Here is a 20,731-nt window from a genome sequence, read left to right on the forward strand (position 1 = left end):
ATCGTCGTGACCTGGCGCACGGAGCGACCCGCCGGTCAGCCCAGGGCGCGGGCGATCTTCTCCAGCGTCGCGGCGTCCCCGCGCAGCAGCAGCTGGGTGACCACGGTGTCCTCCCAGGCCTTCAGCTCTTCGCGGATCTTCTCCGGCGGCCCGATCAGCGAGGTGTCCTCCACCAGCGACGTCGGGATCGCGGCGGCCGCCTCCTCCTTGCGCCCGGCGAGGAAAAGCTCCTGGACCTCGTCGGCGACGTCGCCGTAGCCGAGCCGCGCGTAGACGTCGTGGTGGAAGTTGACGCTCTTGGCGCCCATCCCGCCGATGTACAACGCCAGCGACGGCTTGATCCAGCTCGCCGCCTCCTCGACGTCGTCGTGCACGATCACCGGCAGCGAGCAGGGCACCTCGAACGTGTCGAAGGTGTGCCGCGCGCCCGGCCGCGAGAAGCCTTCTTCGAGCGCGGCCTTGTAGAAGTCGTTGCTCTTGGGCGAGAAGAACAGCGGCAGCCAGCCGTCGGCGATCTCCGCCGCGAGGGCGACGTTCTTCGGGCCTTCGGCCGCCAGGTGGATCGGGATGTCCTTGCGCAGCGGGTGCACGGTCGGCTTCAGCGGCTTGCCGAGCCCGGTGCCGCCCCGGTACGGCAGCTGGAAGTGCTCGCCGTCGAGGGTCACCGGCGCCTCGCGGGCGATCACCTGCCGGACGATGTCGACGTACTCGCGCGTCCTCGCCAGGGGTTTCGGGTACGGCTGGCCGTACCAGCCCTCGACGACCTGCGGGCCGGACGCGCCGAGCCCGAGCACCATCCGGCCGCCGGAGAGGTGGTCGAGGGTCAGCGCGCTCATCGCCGTCGCCGTCGGGGTCCGCGCGGCCATCTGGACGATGTTCGTGCCGAGCCGGATGCGGCTGGTGGAAGCGCCGTACCAGGCCAGCGGCGTGAAGGCGTCCGAGCCGTACGCCTCCGCCGTCCACACCGAGTCGAAGCCGAGCGCCTCGGCCTTGAGGACGGCTTCCAGCGCACCCGGGGTCGGGCCGCTCTGCCAGTACCCGACGTGGAATCCCAGCTTCACGAATGCCTCCTAGACGTTCGGCGCGTAGTGCTCGGGCTTGCCCCGCGCAATTGTTTCCGGGGCCCAGCCCCGGACCCGGCCGGGGGCGAGCCCCCTGGACCCCCAACAGCGGTCCATGGCGGCAGGTTCCTGGGTGGAGTCTCGACCAAGGGCGCGTCCGGAGCCACCTCTCCGCGCTCGCGGCGCCACCCGGCCCGGGCTCGCGGGTGGTAGCGGCGGTCGTGCGGGACCAGCTTGAAGGCGGCATTGACCAGCTTGCCGAACCGCCGGTGCCGCCGGGCGTCGCGCTCGGTCCAGCGGAAGCCGAGCAGATCGCGGACCTCGCGGTCGTACAGGCCGATCGTGAGCCAGACGAAGTTGCGCGCGATCACCCGCTGGGCCGGCCGCCACAGCGCGTCCGGCAGCCAGGGCAGGAACGGCGGTTTGCCGAGCCCGCGGATGTCGAGCACGTCCCGGGTGGCCTTGTTGTCCTCGAGGACCTCGGTGCACATGTGCTTCCAGTAGCGCTGGAAGTCCTCCCAGCTCTCCGGCACCGGCCGCATGGTCAGGTCGTACATCCGCCACCAGCGGACGTGCTCGTCGAACAGCTGCCGCTTCCCGGTTTCGCCGATGCCGCCCATGAAGTGGTCGGCGATGAGGATGGTGCTGACGAAGAAGGTCGCGTGCGCCCAGTAGTAGGTGCCGGGGTCGAGCGCGTGGTAGCGGCGGCCCTTCGCGTCGACGCCCTTGATGCGGTCGTGGTAGCCGCGGACTTCCAGGGCGGTCGCGTGGGCGCGCGGGCCGTCGTAGACCACGCCGCCGATCGGGTAGAGCGAGCGGAACAGCCGCTGCCAGCGCTCTTCGAAGAACCGCGAGTGCTGCTCGACGCCGGCGCCGAGGCCGGGGTGCATGTTCTGCATGGAGCCGGCCCACAGGCCGATGAGCAGGCCCCGCCAGTCGCCGAAGTACTTCCAGGTCAGCGAGTCGGGACCCAGTGGTTCGGGGGTCATCGGCACACTCCTCGTCGCGTCGAAACTGACTACGGCTGTTGTCAGGCTAGGATCTGACAACAGTTGTAGTCAACCGAGGAGCTGTGATGCCGGGCCGGACCTGGGCGGGCACGACGCTGGACGACCGGAAGGCGCTCCGGCGCGAGCAGCTGGTGGCCGCCGGCCTGGAGCTGCTGGGCACCGAAGGCTCGGCCGGGACGAGCGTCCGCGCGGTGTGCCGGCAGGCCAAGCTGACCGAGCGCTACTTCTACGAAAGCTTCGCCGACCGCGAAGAGCTCGTCGCGGCCGTGTACGAGCACGTCGGCGAAGAGGCGCGGCAGGCGCTCGTCGACGCGGTGCGGGACGCGCCCACGCCCGTGTCGCGCGCGGAGCACGCCGTGCGGGCGTTCGTCGAGCTGATCGTCGACGACCCGCGCAAGGGCCGGGTCCTGCTGCTCGCACCGCTGACCGACCCCGCGCTGACCCGCCGCGGCCTGCACCTGCTGCCGGTGTTCGCCGCCCTCGTCGGCGAGCAGCTGTCCCACGGCGACGAGACCGAACGCCGGATGGTCGCCGTCGGGCTGGTCGGCGCGCTGAGCAACGTGTTCATCGCCTACCTCGACGGCTCGCTGAAGGTTTCGCGTGAGCGGCTCGTCGCCCACTGCGTGAAACTCGTCCTCGGCGCCGACGGTCACTGACCCACCTCCTGCTGCTGACACTCGCGTGGCCGATCGGGCACACTCAACCCATGCGTACCGCTGGGCGGAACGACGGCGTGAGCGGCGACGGCCTGGTCGCGGCCCGGCTCGCCGCGCTCCTGGAAGCCTTCCGGCCGGGTGACGAGACGCTCGGCGTCTCCGAGCTGGCCCGCCGGACCGGGCTGGCGAAGACGACCGTGCACCGGCTCGTCGGCCACCTGACCGAGACCGGCCTGCTCGAACGCGACGCCGGCGCGGTGCGGCTCGGGCTGCGCCTGTTCGAGATCGGCCAGCTCGCCTCGCCGCGGCGCGGGCTGGTCGAGGCCGCGCGGCCGTACCTGGCCGACCTGCGCGAAGCCACCCGGAACACGGTCCACCTGGCGATCCTCGAAGGCACCGAAGTGGTGTACCTCGACGTGCTGCGCGGCCCGGACGCGCCGACGCTGCCCTCGCGCATCGGCGGCCGGTTCCCCGCGCACGCCACCGGCGTCGGCAAGGCGATCCTGGCGTTCTCCCCGGAAGCGGTGGTGAACCAGGTGATCGAAGCCGGGCTGCCGCGGATGAGCGCGCGGACGATCACCGCACCCGGCCTGCTCCGCCGTCAGCTCACCCGCGTCCGGGAGGACGGGATCGCCTTGGAGCGCGAGGAATCCGGCGTCGGCGTGGTGTGCGCGGCGAGTCCGCTGCTGGACGCCGGCGGGGTCGCGGTGGCGGCGGTGTCGATCTCCGGCTGGGCCAACCGGATGCGGACCGAACGGGTCGCCCCGGCCGTCCGGACGGTCGCGCTCGCGCTGACCCGGACGCTCTCCGGCTCCACTGCGGACAGTCGAAGATAACTTTGCCGGGCAACGGTTTTCCGGCGACCGACCGGTCCGTGGTCCCGGCTTCGCGGCACCCGCTACGATCCGTGCAATGGTCCAGCACCGCCCGGTCCCCGCCGCGCACCGGTTGCTGTCGCTCGACATCGTGCTCGCGCTGCTGGCGCTGGCCGGCGGCCTGCGCGTCCTCTACCTCGCCGCGCCCGAGCCGGCCCTGCCCACGGAGGCGGCGACCGTCGCCCACGCCTACGCGCTCGGCAACCTGACGTCGTTCGCCGACGCGGGCGGAGCGGGGGTGAGCCCCTTCGGCTGGCTGCAGCTGGCGGCGGCCACGATGGTCTCGGACGCCTTCGGCCGCTCGGCCACGGCGCTGGCCGCGGTCCGCGAGACGGTGCTGGTCGCGGCGCTGGCCATCGCGGTGCTGACGTGGCTGCTGGCCCGCCGCCTCGGCTTGACCCGCTGGGCCGCGGCGGCGGCGGTCCTGCTGCCGGCGGCCTCCCCGCTGGCGCTGGGGTTGCAGCGCCTGGTCGTGGTGGAGCACCTGGCGGCGGCGTGGGCGCTGGGGGCGCTGGTCCTGATCACGCGTCGCCGGGCCCGCATCCGCCACGACATCGCGGCGGCGGCGTGCCTGCTGGCGGCGGTGCTGACGTCCCCGTTGGCGCTGTTCTTCCTGCCGGCGGCGGGCTGGCTCCTGGTGCGACGGGCGCCGGCGCGGGCGGCGCTGGTGGTGGTGCTGCTCAACTTGGGGCTGGGCATCGCGTTCGGCCCGGCAGCCTCGGTGCTGCGGCCCCACCTGGCGGCGGCGACCCGCCCGTCGGTGGCCGACTGGGCGGCGCTGGACCCGGTGTGGGTGGCGCTGTCGCTGGCCGCCCTGGCGGCGGCGATGGCGGTCCGGGCGATGCGCCCGCTGGCGGCGACGGGGTCGATGCTGGCGGCGACGCTGCTCGTGCCGGGGGTGCCGGACACGGCGGTGCTGGCGTTGCTGGTGCCGGTGACCCCGGTGCTGCTGGCGGGAGTGGCACAGGCAGCAACCCGCCACCGCGCCCCGGCCCGCCACGGCCGGGCGGACCGCCTTCTTCGGACCGCATCGGCCGCCCCCGCACCGCACCCCTCGCACCGCGAAGCCGCAAGCCGACCCGGCCAAGCCGAAGCTCCACCGGCCGCCTCCACACCGCACATTCCACATCGCGAAGCCGCAATCTCGCCCGGCCAAGCCGATGCCCCATCGGCCGCCCTCGCCCACACCACCCACCCCGAGCACACAAACCGGCCCGAAACTTCTCCCGCCGCCGTGCCTCGGCACGGCCGTGCCGTCCGGCGGCGGGCTGTTCCCGTCCTCGCCGCCGGCGTGCTCGTCGTCGCGCTCGGCGTCAGCTGGAGCGTCGGCTATCCCGCCCTCCGGCCTGCCGTCGACCGTGGCAGTCCCCTCTCCTCCGCCCGGGAGTGGTTGCACGCCAACGCTTCCGGCTCCCGGCTCCTCGTCGACGACGCCGCCTGGGCCGAACTCGCCGACAGCGGCTGGCCGACCGGCCTGCTCGCCCCGCCCGCCTCCTGCTCCGTCGCCTGCCCGCCCGCCGAGTGGGCCGTCTTCGGCAGCGATGCCACCTCCCTCCGGCAGCACTACCCCGCCCTGGACGGCGCCCTCGTCGGCGCCGGCCCCACCGCCGTCTTCGGCGACGGTGGCACGCGGGTCACCGTCTGGCGGCTGGGTCTGCCGCCGCCCGATCCCGCCGCTCCGCCGGAAACGTCCGCCCGGGCCCACGCCGGCGAAGCACTGGCCGCGTCCGCCCGGATCACCCTGGCCCCCGGGGCCGCCGCCGTGTTGCGGGACGGCTGTGCCGATCCGCGGCTCATCGCGACGATCGCCGCGCTCGCCGCCATCCAGCCCGTCGACGTCGCGGCCTTCCCCGGAATCCCCGGTGAGGACGCCGCCGGGCAGCCGCGCCGCCGGGTGCTGCTCCGGAGCCGCGAAGACGAAACCGCCGCCTTCTACGCCGGCCAGCGCGACCTCTTCCGGCCCGCCTCGGTCGTCCGCACCGCCGGCGGCGTGCTCGTCACCTACCCGCTGTTCGCGCCGCCCGGGCTCCTCCCCCAGACCCGGTAGGTTCCGGGCATGGGGCAGGGGACCGCGCTGCTCAGGGAGCTGCTACAGCGCCGCGACGTTGCGCTCCGGGTGGGCCGGCCGGTGCAGGGCCGGGACGTCGGCCAGCAGGCCGCGCCGGGCCAGTTCCGGGCGGACGCCGTCGCCGAACCAGTACGCCTCCTCCAGGTGCGGGTAGCCCGACAGCACGAACTCGGTCACGCCGACGCTGTGGTACTCCTCGATCAGGTCCGCGACCTCTTCGTGGCTGCCGACCAGCGCGGTCCCCGCGCCGCCGCGGACCAGACCGACGCCGGCCCACAGGTGCGGGTGGATCTCCAGCCCGCGGACGCCGCCGTCGGTCCGGCCGCCGTGCAGCGCGACCATCCGCTGCTGCCCGACCGACTCGCTCGCCGCCAGCTGGGCCTGCGCCTTCGCGACCTGCTCGGGGCTCAGCGCGTCGAGCAGCTTCTGCGCCTCCGCCCAGGCCTCGGCCGAGGTGTCGCGCGAGATCGTGTGCAGCCGGACGCCGAACCGGATCGGCCGGTCCCCGGCCAGCTCGCGCACCTTGCCGATCTTCTCGGCGACCTGCGCGGGCGGCTCGCCCCAGGTCAGGTAGACGTCGGCGTGGCGCGCCGCGACCGGCAGCGCGGCCGGGGACGAGCCGCCGAAGTAGATCGGCGGCACCGGGTCCGGGGCCGCCAGCGTCGTCGCGCCTTCGACTCGCAGGTGCTCGCCCGCGAAGCTGAACGGCTCGCCGGACCAGACGCCGCGGACGATGGTCAGGAACTCGTCCGTGCGGGCGTACCGGGCGTCGTGGTCGTGCCAGTCGCCGAAGCGGCGCTGCTCGACCGCGTCGCCGCCGGTGACGATGTTGAGCAGCACGCGACCGCCGGACAGCCGCTGGAACGTCCCCGCCATCTGCGCGGCGAGCGTCGGCGAGATGACGCCCGGGCGGAAGGCGACCAGGAACTTCAGCCGGGTCGTCTCCCGGATCAGCGCGGCCGTGGTGAGCCACGCGTCCTCGCACCACGTGCCCGTCGGGGTCAGGACGCCTTCGAAGCCCTGCCGCTCGGCCGCGCGGGCGACCTGGGCCAGGTAGTCGAGGTCCGGGTTGCGCTGGGCGGCCGGGCCCGCGGACCGGTTGGCGTGGAAGCGTTCCACGATCGTGCGGCCGTCGCCGCTGGTGGGCAGGAACCAGTGCAGCCTGATGCTCATCCGTTGCTCCTCGCCTGGTCCAGGTCGAGACCGAACCGCCGATCGACGAAGGCGGCGAAGTCCACCTTGCCCGGCAGAGTCTTCTCGTCGGTGAACGCGTCCGCGAGCTGCTGTTCGGACGCCACCACCGAGTCGTCCAGCACGATCGGCTGGTCACGGCCCGCTTCGACGGCCTTCCGCGCGACTTCGAGCTTCAGGCCGGTCTCCTTGGCCCACGCCTGCGCCCACTCCTCGCGGTGCGTGTCGGCCCACTTCTGCGCCTTGACCACGCGCACGGCGAAGTCGCGCAGGGCGGAGTTCTTGCCGGGATCGCCGAGCGCGGCGGTGCTCGCGGTCAGGAAGCCGAGGCCGTTGGACGCGCCCCGGCCGTCGGCCAGCACCCGCGCGCGGGCTTCGAGCTGCGCCTGGGCGGTGTAGGGGTCCCAGATCGCCCAGGCGTCGATGGTGTGCTGCGTGAACGCGGCGTAGGCCTCGGACGGCTGCAGGAAGCTCAGCTTGACGTCCTTTGTGGACAGGCCGTTGTTGTGCAGCGTGTTCAACAGCTGCCCGTGCGCCGAGGAGCCCTTCGCGACGCCGATCGTCTTGCCCTTCAGCGAAGCGACGTTCTGCAGCGGCGAGTCCGGCGGGACGAGGAGGGCTTCCCGCTCGACATTGCTGCGCGAGACGCTGATCACCTTGATCTTCGCCTTCGCGGCGGCCGCGAAGATCGGCGGTGTGTTGCCGACGCGCCCGGTGTCGATCGCGCCGGCCGAGGCGGCTTCCAGCAGCGGCGGGCCGGAGGTGAACGTGGCCCATTCGATCTTGTACGGCGTCCCCTGCAGCAGGTTGGCGGCGGTGAGCAGGGACTTCACGCCACCCTTCTGGTCGCCGACCTTGAGCGTCACCTTCGCCAGGTCGGCCGCGCTCACCGAGGCCGGCACGGGAGCGTCCCCGCCGGCCGCCGTCCCGCAGGCGGACACCACGAGGGCCGCCGCGATCGCGATGATTCCGTTACGCCACAGCATCTTCGGTCACTCCCAGGTCGGCCAGCACGCGGCGGCGGAGGGTGTCGTGGCCGGCGGCTTCGCGCGGCCGGTGCGCGGCCACGATCCGGCCGTCGTCGAGCACCAGGACACGGTCGGCGAGCCGCAGGGCTTCGTCGACGTCGTGGGTCACCAGCAGGACGCCCGGCCGGTGCCGCCGCCAGAGGTCCTGGACGAGGCCGTGCATGGAGATCCGGGTGAGTGCGTCGAGGGCGCCGAACGGCTCGTCGAGCAGCAGCAAGTCCGGCTCCCGCACCAGCGCGCGGGCCAGCGAGACGCGTTGGGCCTCGCCGCCGGACAGCGTGAGCGGCCAATCGTCGGCGTGCTCGGCCAGGTGCACCTCGGCCAGGGCCTTCTCGGCGAGGGCCCGGTTGCGGGACTTCGCGACGCCGTCCTGGCGCAGGCCGAGCACGACGTTGCGCCAGACCTTCCGCCACGGCAGCAGTCTCGGCTGCTGGAACGCCACCGAAACGGTGCCGGTGACGTCGACGCTGCCTTCGACGGCGGAATCCAGGCCGGCGAGCACCCGCAGCAGCGTCGACTTGCCGGACCCGCTGCGGCCGAGCAGGGCGACGAACTCGCCGCGGCCGACGGTCAGGTCGAGGCCGGAGAGGACGGTCCGGTCGCCGAACCGCTTGGTCAGACCGCGGACCTCCGCTACCGGGTTCGCCACCGCAGCACCTTCCGTTCCAGCAGCCGGACCAGCGCGTCGGTGACCAGGCCGAGCAGGGCGTACAGGACCAGCCCGACGACCACGACGTCGGTGCGCAGGAATTCCCGGGCGTTGTTGATGAGGTAACCGACGCCGGCGTCGGCGTTGACGGTTTCGCCGACGATCAGCGCGAGCCAGGCCAGGCCGAGCGACTGCCGCAACCCGACGAGGGTCTGGGGCAGCGCGCCGGGCAGGACGACGTGCCAGAGCCGTTCCGCGCGGCTGAACCCGAGGGCCCGGGAAGCTTCGACCAGCGCCGGGTCGGCGCCGCGGATTCCCGAGTGGACGTTGAGGTAGAGCGGGAAGGCCACCCCGAGGGCGACCAGCACGATCTTCGTCTCTTCGCCGATCCCGAACCACAGGATGAACAGCGGGATCAGGCCGAGGAACGGCAGCGTGCGCAGCATCTGGACCGGCGGGTCGACCAGGGCTTCACCCCAGCGGGACAGCCCGGAGACGATGCCGAGCAGGACACCGGCGACGGCACCGAGCGCGAAGCCGGCACCGACCCGGCCGAGGGAAACGGCGAAGGCGTCACCGAGTTCGCCGCTGCGCGCGGCCTCGATGCCGGCCTGCACGACCGTCCACGGTGCACTGAGCTTGTCGGGCGGCAGGACACCGGTGGCGCTGGCGAGCTGCCAGGCGGCGAGCAGCACCACCGGGCTGATCCAGCGCCGCAGATCGGGCCGCCGCCGCACGGCGGTGCGCGGCGGCCCGGCGGCGCGCTTCCGGGCGTGCGCGAGCACGCCCGTGGTGGAAATCGACACGGATTTCTCCCGGGGGACGGTCGGGGTTGCGTGGTCCCGACCATCGGGTCCCCGGCAGGGGAAGTCAATCGGCGCCCACTCCGTGAACTCCCGGTGTTTCAGCCCGTGGAACGACTTGGCTCAGCCGCCGAACATGACTTTCCATTCGTCGAGCGACCGCGGCCGGTAGACGAAGTTGCTGCGCTTGACTTCGGACAGCGCGGCGGACGGCTCGGCCGAGTACTGGTGCCCGGGGTAGACGACCGGGTCGCCGGCCAGCCCGGCGAGCGCCTGCAGGCTGCGGTAGATCTCCTCGGCGTCGCCGCCGGGGAAGTCGGTGCGGCCACAGCCTTCCAGGAAGAGCGTGTCGCCGGAGACGAGCTTGTCCTCGACCAGGAAGCACTGGCTGCCCGGCGTGTGCCCGGGCGTGTGCAGCAGCCGGATCGGGATGGCCCCGACCTCGAGGACGTCGTCGTGGTCGTGGGCGCGCAGATCGGTGCCGGAGACACCGGTGACCCGCTTGACCCATTCGGTTTCGGCGCCGTTGACGTGGATCGGCACCTGCTCGACGGCGAGCAGTTCGGCGATGCCGGGCAGGGAGAAGCCGAGCATCTCGCCGCCGACGTGGTCGGGGTGGTGGTGGGTGGCCAGCACCCCGGTGAGCCGCATGCCGTCCTGAGCCAGCACGTCGAGCAGATCCCGCACGGCGTAGGCGGGATCGACGATGACGGCATCCTTGGTCTCGCGGTCGCCGATGAGGTAGGCGAAGTTCACCATCTGCGTCGCGACGGGATCCCCGACGGCGAAGTCGCGGCCGGCGAGCAGCTGCCGGAAGTAGAGCCGATCAGTCATGCCGGACACCCTACGGGCCCGCGGCGGCGGCCTGGGTGAGCGCGGCCAGGACGGCGGCCACCGCGGGCGGGTCGGGTGGGTCGCCGTAGGTGGCCGCGTGGATGCCGCGGTGGATGCCCGGGAGTGCGGTTGCGTGGATTGCCGGATTGCGGTGCGCCTCCAGGGCCAGGCCGGGCAGGATCGCGACACCGAGACCCGCGGCGACCAGGGACTGGACGACGACCATGTCGTCGCTGGACGTGCCGAGGCGGGGGACGAAGCCGGCCTGCGCGCAGACGGCCGTCAGCTCCGCGCGGCACCGGTCGCAGCCGCCGATCCAGGCCGAGTCGCGGTGGGCGGCGAGGCTGTCGTCCGGCCGGTGGCTGATCAGGTGGATCGGGTCGTCGGCGAGGTGGTGGAGCCGGACCCCGTCCTCCTCGGCCGGGGCGCCCGCGAGCTGGAAGACGAGGGCGACGTCGAGTTCGCCTCGGCGCAGCATGTCCAGTGCTTCGACGGGATGCCGGTCGAACAGGCTCAGCTCGAGCCCCGGGTGCGCCTCGGCCAGCGACGCGGCCGCCCGCGGCACGAGGGTGCTCAGCGCGGAGGCGTTGGCGGCCAGCCGGACGCGCCCGGACCGCAGGCCGACCTGCGCGGCCAGTTCTTCGGCCGCCGCGGCCACGCGCCCGGCGATTTCGGCGGCGCGGTCGGCCAGCAGCCGGCCTTCCGGCGTCAGGCGGATCCCGCGGCCGGCCCGCTGCACGAGCCGGGCGCCGGTGGCCGCTTCCAGGCGGGCCAGGTGGTGGCTGACCGACGGCTGCGAATAGTGGAGTTCCCGGGCCGCTTCGGTCACCGACCCGTGGCGGGCCACCGCGGCCAGGACCTTGAGCTGGACCAGGTTCAGCATTCATCGAGAATATCAATGGATCGCGGGCTCGATTGGCATTGGACGTCATGTGGCGCCCTGCGCCATCCTGGGCGCCGGAGCAGCCGACCGAAAAGGACACGGACATGACCGGCAAGGTGACCTGCGACCTCACGATCACCCTCGACGGCTACGCCGCCGGGCACCACCAGACCGAGCAGCGCCCCTTCGGCGACGACGGCGGCGACGGCTGGGGCGACAAGCTGCACGCCTGGTACGGCGAAGGCCGCGACGAGCACCCCGCCGAGTTCGACCGGATGATGACGGCCAAGGCGTTCATCATGGGGCGCAACATGTTCGGCCCGGTGCGCGGCGAGTGGGACCGGCCGTGGACGGGGTGGTGGGGCGACAACCCGCCGTACCACGGCCCGGTGTTCGTGCTCACCCACCACCCGCGCGAGCCGCAGCCGATGGCGGGCGGCACCACGTTCCACTTCGTCACCGACGGCATCGAGGCCGCAATGGCCCGCGCCCGCGAGGCGGCCGGCGACGGCGGGATCTCCGTCCACGGCGGCGCGACCACCGTCAACCAGTACCTCGCCGCCGGCCTGATCGACGAGGTCCGGCTGCACGTCGCGCCGTACACCCTCGGCGACGGCGTCCGGCTCTTCGACGGCGTCCCGCCGCTGGACCTCGAGCAGATCGACGCGCGGGCAACGGCCTCGATCACGCACCTGCGCTATCGCGTCCTCCGGTGAGCCCGGCCCACTCGTGGACGCTCCCCCGGTGCAGGGCGGCGTAGGCCCGATCCCGGAGGACGTTCGCCTCCTGGTCGGACAGCGTCCGGTCCAGGGGCCGGAGCACCAGGCGGACGAGCAGGTTCTTCTGGTCCGGCGTCGCACCGAGGCGGGCCCGGGCCTGCGCCGGCAGCCGGGCGTACGACGTCTCCTGCCGGATCTCGACCGACTCGACGACGTCTTCACCCAGGGCCTCCCGGACCCGGTCGCCGAGGTCCTCGGCGCGGTCGTCCGCCGGCACCGCGATCGACAGGTCGCGGCGCACCGGCGGCAGCGCGGAGACCGGCCGGTAGGGCGCGAGGTCCGTCAGCTGCGCGGCGACGGCCGGCTCGGTGGAGCGCAGCAGCCGGATGTCCGGGATGCCCTTGCGCAGCATGACCATCCGGTCGAGGCCCATGCCGAGCGCCAGCCCGGACCAGCCGTCGCCGAGCCCCGCCCGCGCGAGCACGGCGGGGTGGGCGAGGCCGCACTCGGCGACCTCCACCCAGCGCCCGTCGTGTTCGACGTCGAGCTGCGCACCGTCCACTGTGTACGGATGACGGCGCGGTTCGAGCCGCCACCGCAGGCCCGGCACGAGGGCGGCGACCATGTCCTCGAGGTCGGCCCGGGTGACGGTCCCGCGGACGATCCGCCAGAGGTCGAGCTGGTGCGGCGTGCCGCTGTGCAGCCGGTCGATGCTGTCGCGGCGGTAGACGAGGCCGGGACACACGAGCAGGACGTCGTCGGCCGGGTTCGCGGCCAGGTCCCGGAGCGCGGCGGGGACGAGGGCGGTGGAGTGGCTGCGCAGGACGTGCTCGGTGTCGACGTACCGGGTGTAGCGGGCGTCGCGGGTGACGTCGGCCGGGTCGTAGCCGAGGTTGTCGTAGTTGTCGGCCACGGTGACGATGCGCTCGCCCGGCCATCGCCGGACGGCGCACGGCCACCGGCCGGCGAGCGCCTCGACGGCCTGGTCGACGACGAGCTGGACGGCATGCGGGCCGCCGGCCGGATCGGTGAGGTCGCGGACGGCGAGATCGCGCGCGAGCTGGGCAGGGGTGAGTGCTTCGGGCATGACGGAACCTCCGGGCTCGGGACGGCTGAGGACGTGGATCCCCCTGGCCCGGACACCCGGCGCGGTTCAGGCTGCGGTCATGGCACCGGAACCCCGCTGGCGCCCGGAACGGGCCAGGGGGCCGGTAAATCGGCGGGATTCCGCAACGACGGCCACGAGTCCAGGATAGCCGCGCCTGTCACCCGGATTTCCGCCCGGATCGCGCCGCCATCATCGTCGGGTCACTCCCCCACCTCCCCGTCGGCCAGCTCGCGCAGCACGTCCAGGTGCCCCACGTGGCGGGCCGTCTCCTGCACGACATGGGCGACCACCCACCGCACGGTGAACTCCGACCGCCGCCGCGTCCGGTCGTCCGGGCCCAGCCCGCGTAGCGCCTTCTCCACCCGTGCCCACTCCGCCTTGTACGCCGCCACCACCGAAGCCGGCGTGTCGTCCGGGCCGACGTCCCAGCTCGGGTCCGGGCTGCCCGCCCACAGCGAGGGCAGGTCCGCCCCGCCCGCCTCGATCGCCAGCCACCAGCGCTCGACCGCCGTCAGGTGCTTCACCACCCCCAGCGCGCTCATCCGGGGCGACGCGGGCAACGGGGTCGCCGAGGCCTGCGCTGCCGTCAGCCCCGCCAGCTTGTTCACCGCCGTCGCGCGGAGGAACTGCAGGAAATCCAGCAGGAGACGCAGCTCGTCGGCCGCCAGCGGGGCGGGCCACTGGCGGTGCGTCTTCGAACTCGTGTTCGACATGGCCGCACCGTACCCCACGGGTCCGACAAAATAGAGTGACCGGCATGTGGTGGGGACTGCTCTGCGCCCTCGGCGCGGCATGCGCGTACGGCGTGGCTTCGGTGATGCAATCGGTCGCCGCCCGGGCGACCGACACCGGGGCCGACGGCGTCGACCCGAAACTGCTGGTCCGCGTGCTCGGCCAGTGGAAGTTCGTGCTCGGCCTCTCCCTCGACGTCCTCGGGTTCGTCGCGCAGATCGCCGCCCTGCACGTCCTGCCGCTGTTCGTCGTCCAGGCCGCGCTGGCCGCGAGCCTCGCCGTGACCGCCGTCGCCGCCCGGTTCCTCGGCGTGCGGCTCGGCAAGAAGGAGTGGGCGGCCGTCGGCGTCGTGTGCGCCGGGCTCGCCCTGCTCGGCACCGCCGCCGAAAGCGAGGGCTCGGACCCCGTCGGGCTCGGCTTCCGCCTCGGCCTGGTGGGCGCGGTCGCCGTGCTCGCCGTGGCCGGGATCGCCGCGGGCAAGGCGAGCCGCCGGATCCGGACCCCGGCGCTGGGGCTCGTCGCCGGATTGTGCTTCGGCGTCGTCGCCATCGCCGGCCGGATCATCCCCAGCCTCGCCCCGCTCGACCTGCTCACCGACCTCGCCACCTACACCGTCGCGATCGCCGGCGGGATGGCGATGCTGTTCTACGCGACGGCGTTGCAGCGCGGGAGCGTCACCACCTCGACCGCGATGATGGTGCTCGGCGAGACGGTCTTCCCGTCCCTGGTCGGCGTGCTCGCCCTCGGCGACCGCACCCGGCCCGGCTTCGCGCTCGTCGCCGTCGCCGGGTTCGCCCTCGCCGTGCTGGCCGCGCTCGCGCTGGCCCGGTTCGGCGAACCGGCGACCGAACCGCGTTCCGAGACGAAGCCGACCGTGTTCCCGTAACTTCTTTACTTAGACTAGCCTTACCTATCCCAGCTCTGGAGAGGGAGGCGCGGGTGCGCACGACGGGACGGCAGGTCCTCCGCCGGTCGATCGCCGGGCAACGACGGTCGGTGGCGCTCGCCGCGCTGCTGACCGCGGGCCACCAAGGCGGCGAAGCACTGGTCCCGGTGGTGATCGGCGTGGTCATCGACCAGGCCGTCACGGGCGGGTCGATCGGCACGCTGCTGAGCTGGCTGGCCGTCCTGGGCGTGCTCTTCGCCGCGCTGTCCACCAGCTACCGGCTCGGCGCCCGCTTCGGCGAGCGCGCCGCCGAACGCGCGGCCCACGACCTGCGCCTGGACGTCGGACGCCGTGTGCTGCACCCCGGCGGCGTCGCCGATTCCGGCACGCTCGCCGGCGAGCTGGTGAGCATCGGGACGTCGGACGCCAAGCGCGTCGGCACCGTCAACGGCGTCCTCCCCTTCGGCGTCGCCGGCCTGGCCGGGCTGCTGGTCAGCGCGGTCGCGCTGCTCACCATGTCGCTGCCGCTCGGCCTGCTCGTGCTGCTCGGCACGCCGCCGATGCTGTACCTCGCGCACCTGATCGGGAAGCCGCTGGAGCGCCGCAGCGAGGCCGAGCAGGAGCGGTCGGCGTTCGCCTCCGGCGTCGCCACCGACCTCGTCGCCGGACTGCGCGTGCTGAAGGGCGTCGGCGCCGAACGCGCCGCCGTCGACCGCTACCGCCGGACCAGCCAGGACTCGCTGCGGGCGACGCTGCGCGCGGCCCGCGCCCAGGCCTGGCACAACGGCGCGCTGCTGGCGCTCACCGGCATCTTCATCGCCGTGGTCGCGCTGGTCGGCGGCAACCTCGCCGCGGCGGGCGACATCAGCGTCGGCGACCTGGTCGCCGCGGTCGGGCTCGCGCAGTACCTGATCACGCCGTTCTCGATCTTCTCGTGGGTCAACGGCGAACTCGCGCAGGGTCGCGCGTCCGCCGCCCGCATCGCCGACGTGCTGAACGCGCCGCCCGCCGTCGGCGCCGGGGACGCGATGCTGCCGGTGCCGGCGGCCGGGCACGTCAAGCTGTCCGCGCTGAACCGCGGCGCCCTGCGCGACGTCGGCTTCGAAGCACGGCCGGGCGAGCTGCTCGGCGTGGTGGCCACCGACCCGGCCGCCGCGACGGACCTCCTCGACTGCCTGGGCCGCGCCGCCGATCCCGCGGGCGGCTCGGTCTCGGTCGACTCGGTGGACCTGTCCACTGTGGACCCAAGCCGGGTCCGCGAGGTGGTGCTGGTCGCCGCGCACGACGCGGACCTGTTCGCCGGCACGGTCGCCGAGAACATCGAAACCGGCCCGAAGACGGCCGAAGCGATGACCGCGGCCGCCGTCGACGAGGTGGCGAGCGCGCTGCCCGACGGCGTCGCGACCGCCGTCACCGAACGCGGGCGGTCGCTCTCCGGCGGGCAGCGGCAGCGGGTCGCGCTCGCCCGGGCGCTCGCCGCCGACGCGCCGGTGCTGGTGCTGCACGACCCGACGACCGCCGTCGACACCGTCACCGAGGCCCGGATCGCCGCGGGGCTCGCCGACCTGCGGCGCGGCCGCACCACGATCCTCGTCACCACCAGCCCGGCGCTGCTGGCCGCCACCGACCGCGTCGTCCTGCTCGACGACGGACGGGTCGCGGGCGAAGGCAGCCACACCGAACTGGCCGGCCGTCCCGACTACCGAGCGGCGGTGCTGTCATGACCCGCGAACTCCTGCCCGTGGCCGACGGACGGCGGATCCGCGCCGTCCTCGGCGAGCTCATCGGCCGGGCGAAGGGCCGCGCGGCGGCCGCGTTCACCATGCTCGTCGCGGCGACCGCGATCGGCCTGCTGACCGCGCCGCTGCTCGGCCGGGTCGTCGACCTGGTCGCCACCCGCCGCCCGGCCGCGGACCTCGTCACGCCGGTGGTGGGGCTGGTGCTCGTCGCGGTGGCGCAGGCGGTGGCGACGGCGATCGGCGTGTCGCTGGTGGCGCGGCTGGGCGAGACGATCCTGGCCGAGCTGCGCGAACGGTTCGTCGAACGCGCCCTCGGCCTGCCGCTCGAACAGCTCGAACGCGCCGGGTCCGGCGACCTCACCGCCCGCGTGACGAACGACGTCTCGGTCGTCGCCGAGGGCGTCCGGCAGGCGCTGCCCGAGCTGGGCCGGTCGGTGCTGACGGTCGTGCTGACCCTCGGGGCGCTGGCCGTGCTGGACTGGCGGTTCCTGCTGGCCGCGCTGCTGGCCGTGCCGGTCCAGCTGTGGACCGTGCGCTGGTACGTGCCGCGCGCGAAGCCGTTGTACGCCGCGCAGCGCGAGGCGGTCGGGACGCAACAGCAGCAGTTGCTGGACACCATCGGCGGCGCGAAGACGGTCCGCGCGTTCCGGCTGGCGGACACCCACCTGGACCGGGTCCGCGCGCGGTCCGACGCGGCGGTGTCGCTGGCGCTGCAGGGAATCCGCCTGGTCACGCGGTTCTACGCGCGGCTGAACCTGGCGGAGTTCATCGGGCTGTCGGCGGTGCTCGCGCTCGGGTTCGTGCTGGTGGGCGCGGACGCGGTGACCGTCGGTGTCGCGACGGCGGCGGCACTGTACTTCCACAGCCTGTTCGGGCCGATCACGACGGGGCTGGCGCTGGTCGACGACGCCCAGGCGGCCGCGGCCAGCCTCGCGCGGCTGATCGGCGTCGCGGATCTGCCCGCCGAGGCCTCGCCGGCGCAGCCGTCACGGCCGGTCGACGCTTCGGTGAAGACGGCGGGGATCGGCTACTCCTATGTGGACGGACATCCGGTGCTGCGCGACGTCGACCTCGGCGTCGCGCCCGGGGAACGGGTGGCGCTGGTCGGGGCGAGCGGGGCCGGGAAGACGACGCTGGCCAAGCTGATCGCCGGCATCCACCGCCCGGACGCGGGCTCGGTGACGCTCGGCGGTGTGCCGCTGGACGAGCTGGGTCCGGAAACCACCCGGCGGACCGTCGGGCTGATCAGCCAGGAGGTCCACGTCTTCGCGGGGACGCTCGCCGACGACCTGCGGCTGGCCCGTCCGGAGGCGACGGACGCCGAACTGCGGGAGGCGCTGGCCAAGGTGGGGGCGCTGACGTGGGTTTCGTCGCTGCCGGACGGGCTGGCGACGGTCGTCGGCGAAGGCGGTCACCAGCTGACGGTGACGCAGGCGCAGCAACTGGCTCTGGTACGGCTGGTGCTGGCGGATCCCCCGATCGCGATCCTCGACGAGGCCACGGCGGAGGCGGGCAGCGCGGGTTCGAAGGTCCTGGAGTCGGCGGCCGCGGCGGCCCTGGAGGGACGCACGGCGCTGGTGGTGGCCCACCGCCTCACCCAGGCGGCGGCGTCCGACCGGATCGTGGTCCTCGACGAGGGTGCGATCGTGGAGTCCGGAACCCACGACGACCTGGTCGCCGCCGGTGGCCGGTACGCGAAGCTGTGGGCGGCCTGGTCCGGTCAGCGCGCTTGAGGGCGCGCCGGCCGGCACCATGATTCGCCTCAGGCGATGGTGAGACTCCACTTCTGCCAGTTCGCCAGGGAAGTGCGCTCGTAGGTCGTGATGTCGTTGGAGCTTCCGCGCGGCGTGAGGTAAGTGCCGCCGGCGACGTTGCGCACCCGGAACGTGCCGATCAGGTCCGGCTCGACCCGCCACTGCTGCGCCGGGTCGGCCGAAGCGCAGGCCGTCACCAGATCGACGCGGGGCAGTCCGAACGTCCCGGTGCGCAGGCAGGTGCCGGAGGCGAGGTTGCGCAGCTGGACCACGCCCCCGCCGAGCTCGACCCGCTGGAATTTCTGTTCCACCGCGCCGGCGCAGTCGGCCAGCCGCACGGCGGTGCCGGTGGCCACGGCGCACTTGCGCTCCGAAACGCTTTTGAGCTGGACAACCTTGCCGCTCGTGTCCGCCGGCGGCGCCGGCGTGGTCCCGGTGACCGTGAACTGCCACCGCTGGTAGTCACTGCCGCTGGGGTTCTGCAGGATCACGCCGAAGCCGTCGTAGAGGTAGCTGTCGGCCACTTGGCCCGTGCCGGCGTTCTTCAGCTGGTCACCGGCGAGCACCCAGTACTGCTGCACGTCCTCGTCGTCGCATTCGAAGCGGGCGAGGTTGTTCATTCCCTTGACACAGCCCCGATCGCCGAGGTTGCGCAGGATCACCTTGTCGCCGTCCACGGGGATCCGCTCCCACTGCTGGGTTTTCGCGCCGGTGCAGTCCTCCAGCGTGACCCAGGCGTTGGTGGGCGCTCCGACGGAGAGGCATTTGCCCAGGACGACATTCTTGATTTCGAGCGTCTGATTGGTTTCCGCCAGTGCGGGAGCGGTGACTCCCAGACCCATGGCGATCGTGGCCGCGATGACGGCGAAAATACGGGATCTCGATTTCACCCGGCGGACGATACCGATCCCGGCAAGCGGAGGGATACCGAATTAACCGGTCACCGGAACCGGAATGGACGACACGCCGGAAACCGTTCGGCTTCCGGCGTGTCGTTCGGGAAGGTGGTCAGGCGTCCATGGCGTCGGCCAGGGATTTCGGGCGCATGTCCGTCCAATTCGCTTCCACGTGGTCCAGGCACTCCTGGCGGGACGACGGGCCGAAGGCGACCGTCCAGCCGGCCGGGACGTCCGCGAACTCCGGCCACAGGCTGTGCTGGTTCTCGGCGTTCACCAGGACCAGGTACGTCGCCGACGGGTCTTCGAACGGGTTGGTCATCGCGGGCCTCCTCAGGCGGTGATGTCCGTGCGGGCACCCTTCACCAGCGCGGTCAGCTGCTGGATGACCGGCGTGGCGAGCAGGTGGTTGAAGCGCGGCTCGGCCGACCAGTCGCCGAGCTGGTTCGCCTTGACCGCGGGCAGCTGGTTCCAGGTCGGGAACTGCGTCATCTGGGCCCGCGGCAGCGCGTACGAGCGCGAGTCGGTCAGGATCAGGTCGGCCGGGTACTTGCCCGCCTGCTCCCAGGACAGCTGCTCCCAGTAGTCCTCGCTGCCGCCGCCGGAGACGATGTCCAGGCCGAGCTCGCGGTAGTACGCGAGGTCGGCGAAGAAGTCCGGCTTCGCGATGTACAGGCCGTCCTTGTCGCCGTAGAGCACCAGAACCTTGAGGCCGGCCTTTTCCTTGGCCGCCGCGCGCAGGTCCTCGGACGCCTTGCCGAAGTCCTCCTTGGCCTTCTTCATGGTCTCCGAGTTCGCGTCGCCGCCCAGCGCGACCGCCAGCTGCGAGTAGCGCTCGATCACCTTGGGCAGCGTGACCTTGTACTCCGAGAGCGCGACGATCGGCGCGACCTGCTGCACCTTGGGGCCGAGGTCGTCGGTGAGCACCCACATGTCCGTCGGCTTGGTGCCGGTCAGGCCGGTGACGACCAGGTCCGGCTTCAGCGCGGCGAACTTCTCCATGCTGAAGTCGTCCCAGGCGTTGCCGATCGAGGTGACGGCGTTCAAGTCGATGTTGCCGGCCTGGATCTCCTTTCCGCCGTCGGCCTTCTTCTGCGGGCCGAACACGCCGACCGGGCGGACGCCGTAGTCCCAGAGCGCGGCGGCCGAGCTGGCGTAGGCCACCACCCGCGCCGGACGCTGGTCGCGCGCGGCCTTCTGGCCGCGGTCGTCGGTGAACTCCCACGGGCCGGAGGCGCCGGCCGCCTGCTTGTCGTCGCCGCTGCCGCACGCGGTGAGGGCCGCGGCAGCCGCGAGGCCACCCGCGCCGATCAGGAAACCACGCCGGCTGAGCCCGGCGGCTGGGAACAAGGACATGAGCACCTCTCGCAGACCAGTAACTTAGGCATACCTTATTTAGGTAAGCCTCGCAAAAGCAACTGTGTCAGCGCCCACGGCCCGAAAGCTGCGCCTCCGCTCCCGGCACCGGCTCGGCCGGGTCGTGCCCGAAGTGGACCTGCCGGTTGTCCGCGTCGACGTGCACCACCCGCGGCCGGTGCCCGGCCCGCTCGGCCTCCTCGACCTGGGCGTAGGTGATGATGATGACGAGGTCGCCGGGGTGCACGAGGTGCGCCGCGGCGCCGTTGACGCCGATCACGCCGGACCCGGGCTCGCCGGTGATGGCGTAGGTCTCCAGCCGGGCGCCGTTGGTGATGTCGACGACCTGGACCTTCTCCCCTTCGACGATGTCCGCGGCGGCCATCAGGTCCGCGTCGATGGTCAGCGAGCCGACGTAGTGCAGGTCGGCCTGGGTGACGGTGGCGCGGTGGATCTTGGCGTTCATCAGGGTGCGGTGCACGT

20 protein-coding genes and 1 pseudogene are annotated in these 20,731 nt (G+C 73.0%); 7 read left to right on the plus strand and 14 right to left on the minus strand.

Annotated features, from left to right (window positions below):
- Positions 1-35: 35 nt before the first annotated feature.
- Together H5965_RS27065 and H5965_RS27070 are read right to left on the minus strand one after the other, a co-directional pair.
- Positions 36-1,061 (minus strand): LLM class F420-dependent oxidoreductase, encoded by a 1,026-nt coding sequence (locus H5965_RS27065; RefSeq protein WP_310973050.1) that lies wholly within the window; start codon positions 1,059-1,061, stop codon positions 36-38.
- A gap of 95 nt (positions 1,062-1,156) precedes the next feature.
- A pseudogene (locus H5965_RS27070) lies at positions 1,157-2,050 on the minus strand (oxygenase MpaB family protein); the annotation flags it as partial.
- 86 nt (positions 2,051-2,136) lie between these two features.
- On the opposite strand from H5965_RS27070, the gene H5965_RS27075 reads away from it, so the two are divergent.
- From H5965_RS27075 to H5965_RS27085, 3 genes are all read left to right on the plus strand, one after another.
- A complete protein-coding gene (locus H5965_RS27075) occupies positions 2,137-2,727 on the plus strand; it encodes a TetR/AcrR family transcriptional regulator (RefSeq protein WP_310973051.1) in 591 nt (196 codons plus the stop codon).
- A gap of 50 nt (positions 2,728-2,777) precedes the next feature.
- On the plus strand, positions 2,778-3,563 hold the full coding sequence (locus tag H5965_RS27080) for an IclR family transcriptional regulator (RefSeq protein WP_310973052.1): 786 nt from the start codon (positions 2,778-2,780) through the stop codon (positions 3,561-3,563).
- A gap of 76 nt (positions 3,564-3,639) precedes the next feature.
- Positions 3,640-5,649: a glycosyl transferase gene (locus tag H5965_RS27085; protein ID WP_310973053.1), complete on the plus strand. Its 2,010-nt coding sequence runs from the start codon at positions 3,640-3,642 to the stop codon at positions 5,647-5,649.
- Positions 5,650-5,691: 42 nt separating this feature from the next.
- Here H5965_RS27085 and H5965_RS27090 read toward each other — a convergent pair whose 3' ends face one another.
- From H5965_RS27090 to H5965_RS27115, 6 genes are all read right to left on the minus strand, one after another.
- A complete protein-coding gene (locus H5965_RS27090) occupies positions 5,692-6,843 on the minus strand; it encodes an LLM class flavin-dependent oxidoreductase (protein WP_310973054.1) in 1,152 nt (383 codons plus the stop codon).
- Positions 6,840-7,847, minus strand: a complete 1,008-nt coding sequence (locus tag H5965_RS27095; protein WP_310973055.1) for an ABC transporter substrate-binding protein — start codon at positions 7,845-7,847, stop codon at positions 6,840-6,842. Before H5965_RS27095 ends, H5965_RS27090 begins: the two co-directional genes overlap by 4 nt.
- Positions 7,834-8,538: an ABC transporter ATP-binding protein gene (locus tag H5965_RS27100; protein ID WP_310973056.1), complete on the minus strand. Its 705-nt coding sequence runs from the start codon at positions 8,536-8,538 to the stop codon at positions 7,834-7,836. Before H5965_RS27100 ends, H5965_RS27095 begins: the two co-directional genes overlap by 14 nt.
- The gene (locus H5965_RS27105) at positions 8,523-9,344 is read right to left on the minus strand and encodes an ABC transporter permease (RefSeq protein ID WP_310973057.1); all 822 of its coding nucleotides are present in this window, start codon (positions 9,342-9,344) and stop codon (positions 8,523-8,525) included. The genes H5965_RS27100 and H5965_RS27105 overlap by 16 nt, the downstream gene beginning before the upstream one ends.
- 120 nt (positions 9,345-9,464) lie before the next feature.
- Entirely contained in the window at positions 9,465-10,175 is a 711-nt protein-coding gene (locus H5965_RS27110) for an MBL fold metallo-hydrolase (RefSeq protein ID WP_310973058.1), read from the minus strand.
- A 10-nt stretch (positions 10,176-10,185) separates the two neighbouring features.
- Entirely contained in the window at positions 10,186-11,058 is an 873-nt protein-coding gene (locus tag H5965_RS27115; protein ID WP_310973059.1) for a LysR family transcriptional regulator, read from the minus strand.
- 104 nt (positions 11,059-11,162) lie between these two features.
- Here H5965_RS27115 and H5965_RS27120 point away from each other — a divergent pair, with 104 nt between their 5' ends.
- Positions 11,163-11,774: a dihydrofolate reductase family protein gene (locus H5965_RS27120; protein ID WP_310973060.1), complete on the plus strand. Its 612-nt coding sequence runs from the start codon at positions 11,163-11,165 to the stop codon at positions 11,772-11,774.
- Here the strand turns inward: H5965_RS27120 and H5965_RS27125 are convergent.
- A complete protein-coding gene (locus tag H5965_RS27125) occupies positions 11,743-12,864 on the minus strand; it encodes a hypothetical protein (protein ID WP_310973061.1) in 1,122 nt (373 codons plus the stop codon). The genes H5965_RS27120 and H5965_RS27125 overlap by 32 nt on opposite strands.
- A gap of 221 nt (positions 12,865-13,085) precedes the next feature.
- Positions 13,086-13,598, minus strand: a complete 513-nt coding sequence (locus tag H5965_RS27130; protein WP_310973062.1) for a DinB family protein — start codon at positions 13,596-13,598, stop codon at positions 13,086-13,088.
- A 44-nt stretch (positions 13,599-13,642) separates the two neighbouring features.
- On the opposite strand from H5965_RS27130, the gene H5965_RS27135 reads away from it, so the two are divergent.
- From H5965_RS27135 to H5965_RS27145, 3 genes are read left to right on the plus strand one after another with little or no spacing between them, the layout of a single operon-like run.
- Positions 13,643-14,503: a hypothetical protein gene (locus H5965_RS27135; protein ID WP_310973063.1), complete on the plus strand. Its 861-nt coding sequence runs from the start codon at positions 13,643-13,645 to the stop codon at positions 14,501-14,503.
- A gap of 53 nt (positions 14,504-14,556) precedes the next feature.
- The gene (locus H5965_RS27140) at positions 14,557-16,227 is read left to right on the plus strand and encodes an ABC transporter ATP-binding protein (RefSeq protein WP_310973064.1); all 1,671 of its coding nucleotides are present in this window, start codon (positions 14,557-14,559) and stop codon (positions 16,225-16,227) included.
- Positions 16,224-17,975, plus strand: a complete 1,752-nt coding sequence (locus tag H5965_RS27145; protein WP_310973065.1) for an ABC transporter ATP-binding protein — start codon at positions 16,224-16,226, stop codon at positions 17,973-17,975. The genes H5965_RS27140 and H5965_RS27145 overlap by 4 nt, the downstream gene beginning before the upstream one ends.
- A 29-nt stretch (positions 17,976-18,004) precedes the next feature.
- Here the strand turns inward: H5965_RS27145 and H5965_RS27150 are convergent, their stop codons facing one another.
- The 4 genes from H5965_RS27150 to panD all read right to left on the minus strand — a co-directional run bounded on the left by H5965_RS27150 (position 18,005) and on the right by panD (position 20,729).
- Positions 18,005-18,886, minus strand: a complete 882-nt coding sequence (locus tag H5965_RS27150) for a ricin-type beta-trefoil lectin domain protein (protein WP_310973066.1) — start codon at positions 18,884-18,886, stop codon at positions 18,005-18,007.
- 118 nt (positions 18,887-19,004) lie between these two features.
- A complete protein-coding gene (locus H5965_RS27155; protein WP_191306322.1) occupies positions 19,005-19,214 on the minus strand; it encodes an MbtH family protein in 210 nt (69 codons plus the stop codon).
- Between the two features lie 11 nt (positions 19,215-19,225).
- Positions 19,226-20,248, minus strand: a complete 1,023-nt coding sequence (locus tag H5965_RS27160) for an ABC transporter substrate-binding protein (protein ID WP_310973067.1) — start codon at positions 20,246-20,248, stop codon at positions 19,226-19,228.
- A 67-nt stretch (positions 20,249-20,315) separates the two neighbouring features.
- Positions 20,316-20,729, minus strand: a complete 414-nt coding sequence (gene panD, locus H5965_RS27165; RefSeq protein WP_310973068.1) for an aspartate 1-decarboxylase — start codon at positions 20,727-20,729, stop codon at positions 20,316-20,318.
- Positions 20,730-20,731: the final 2 nt, after the last annotated feature.

This window comes from Amycolatopsis sp. 505 (assembly GCF_031625235.1).
In the GTDB taxonomy this organism is placed as follows: domain Bacteria; phylum Actinomycetota; class Actinomycetes; order Mycobacteriales; family Pseudonocardiaceae; genus Amycolatopsis.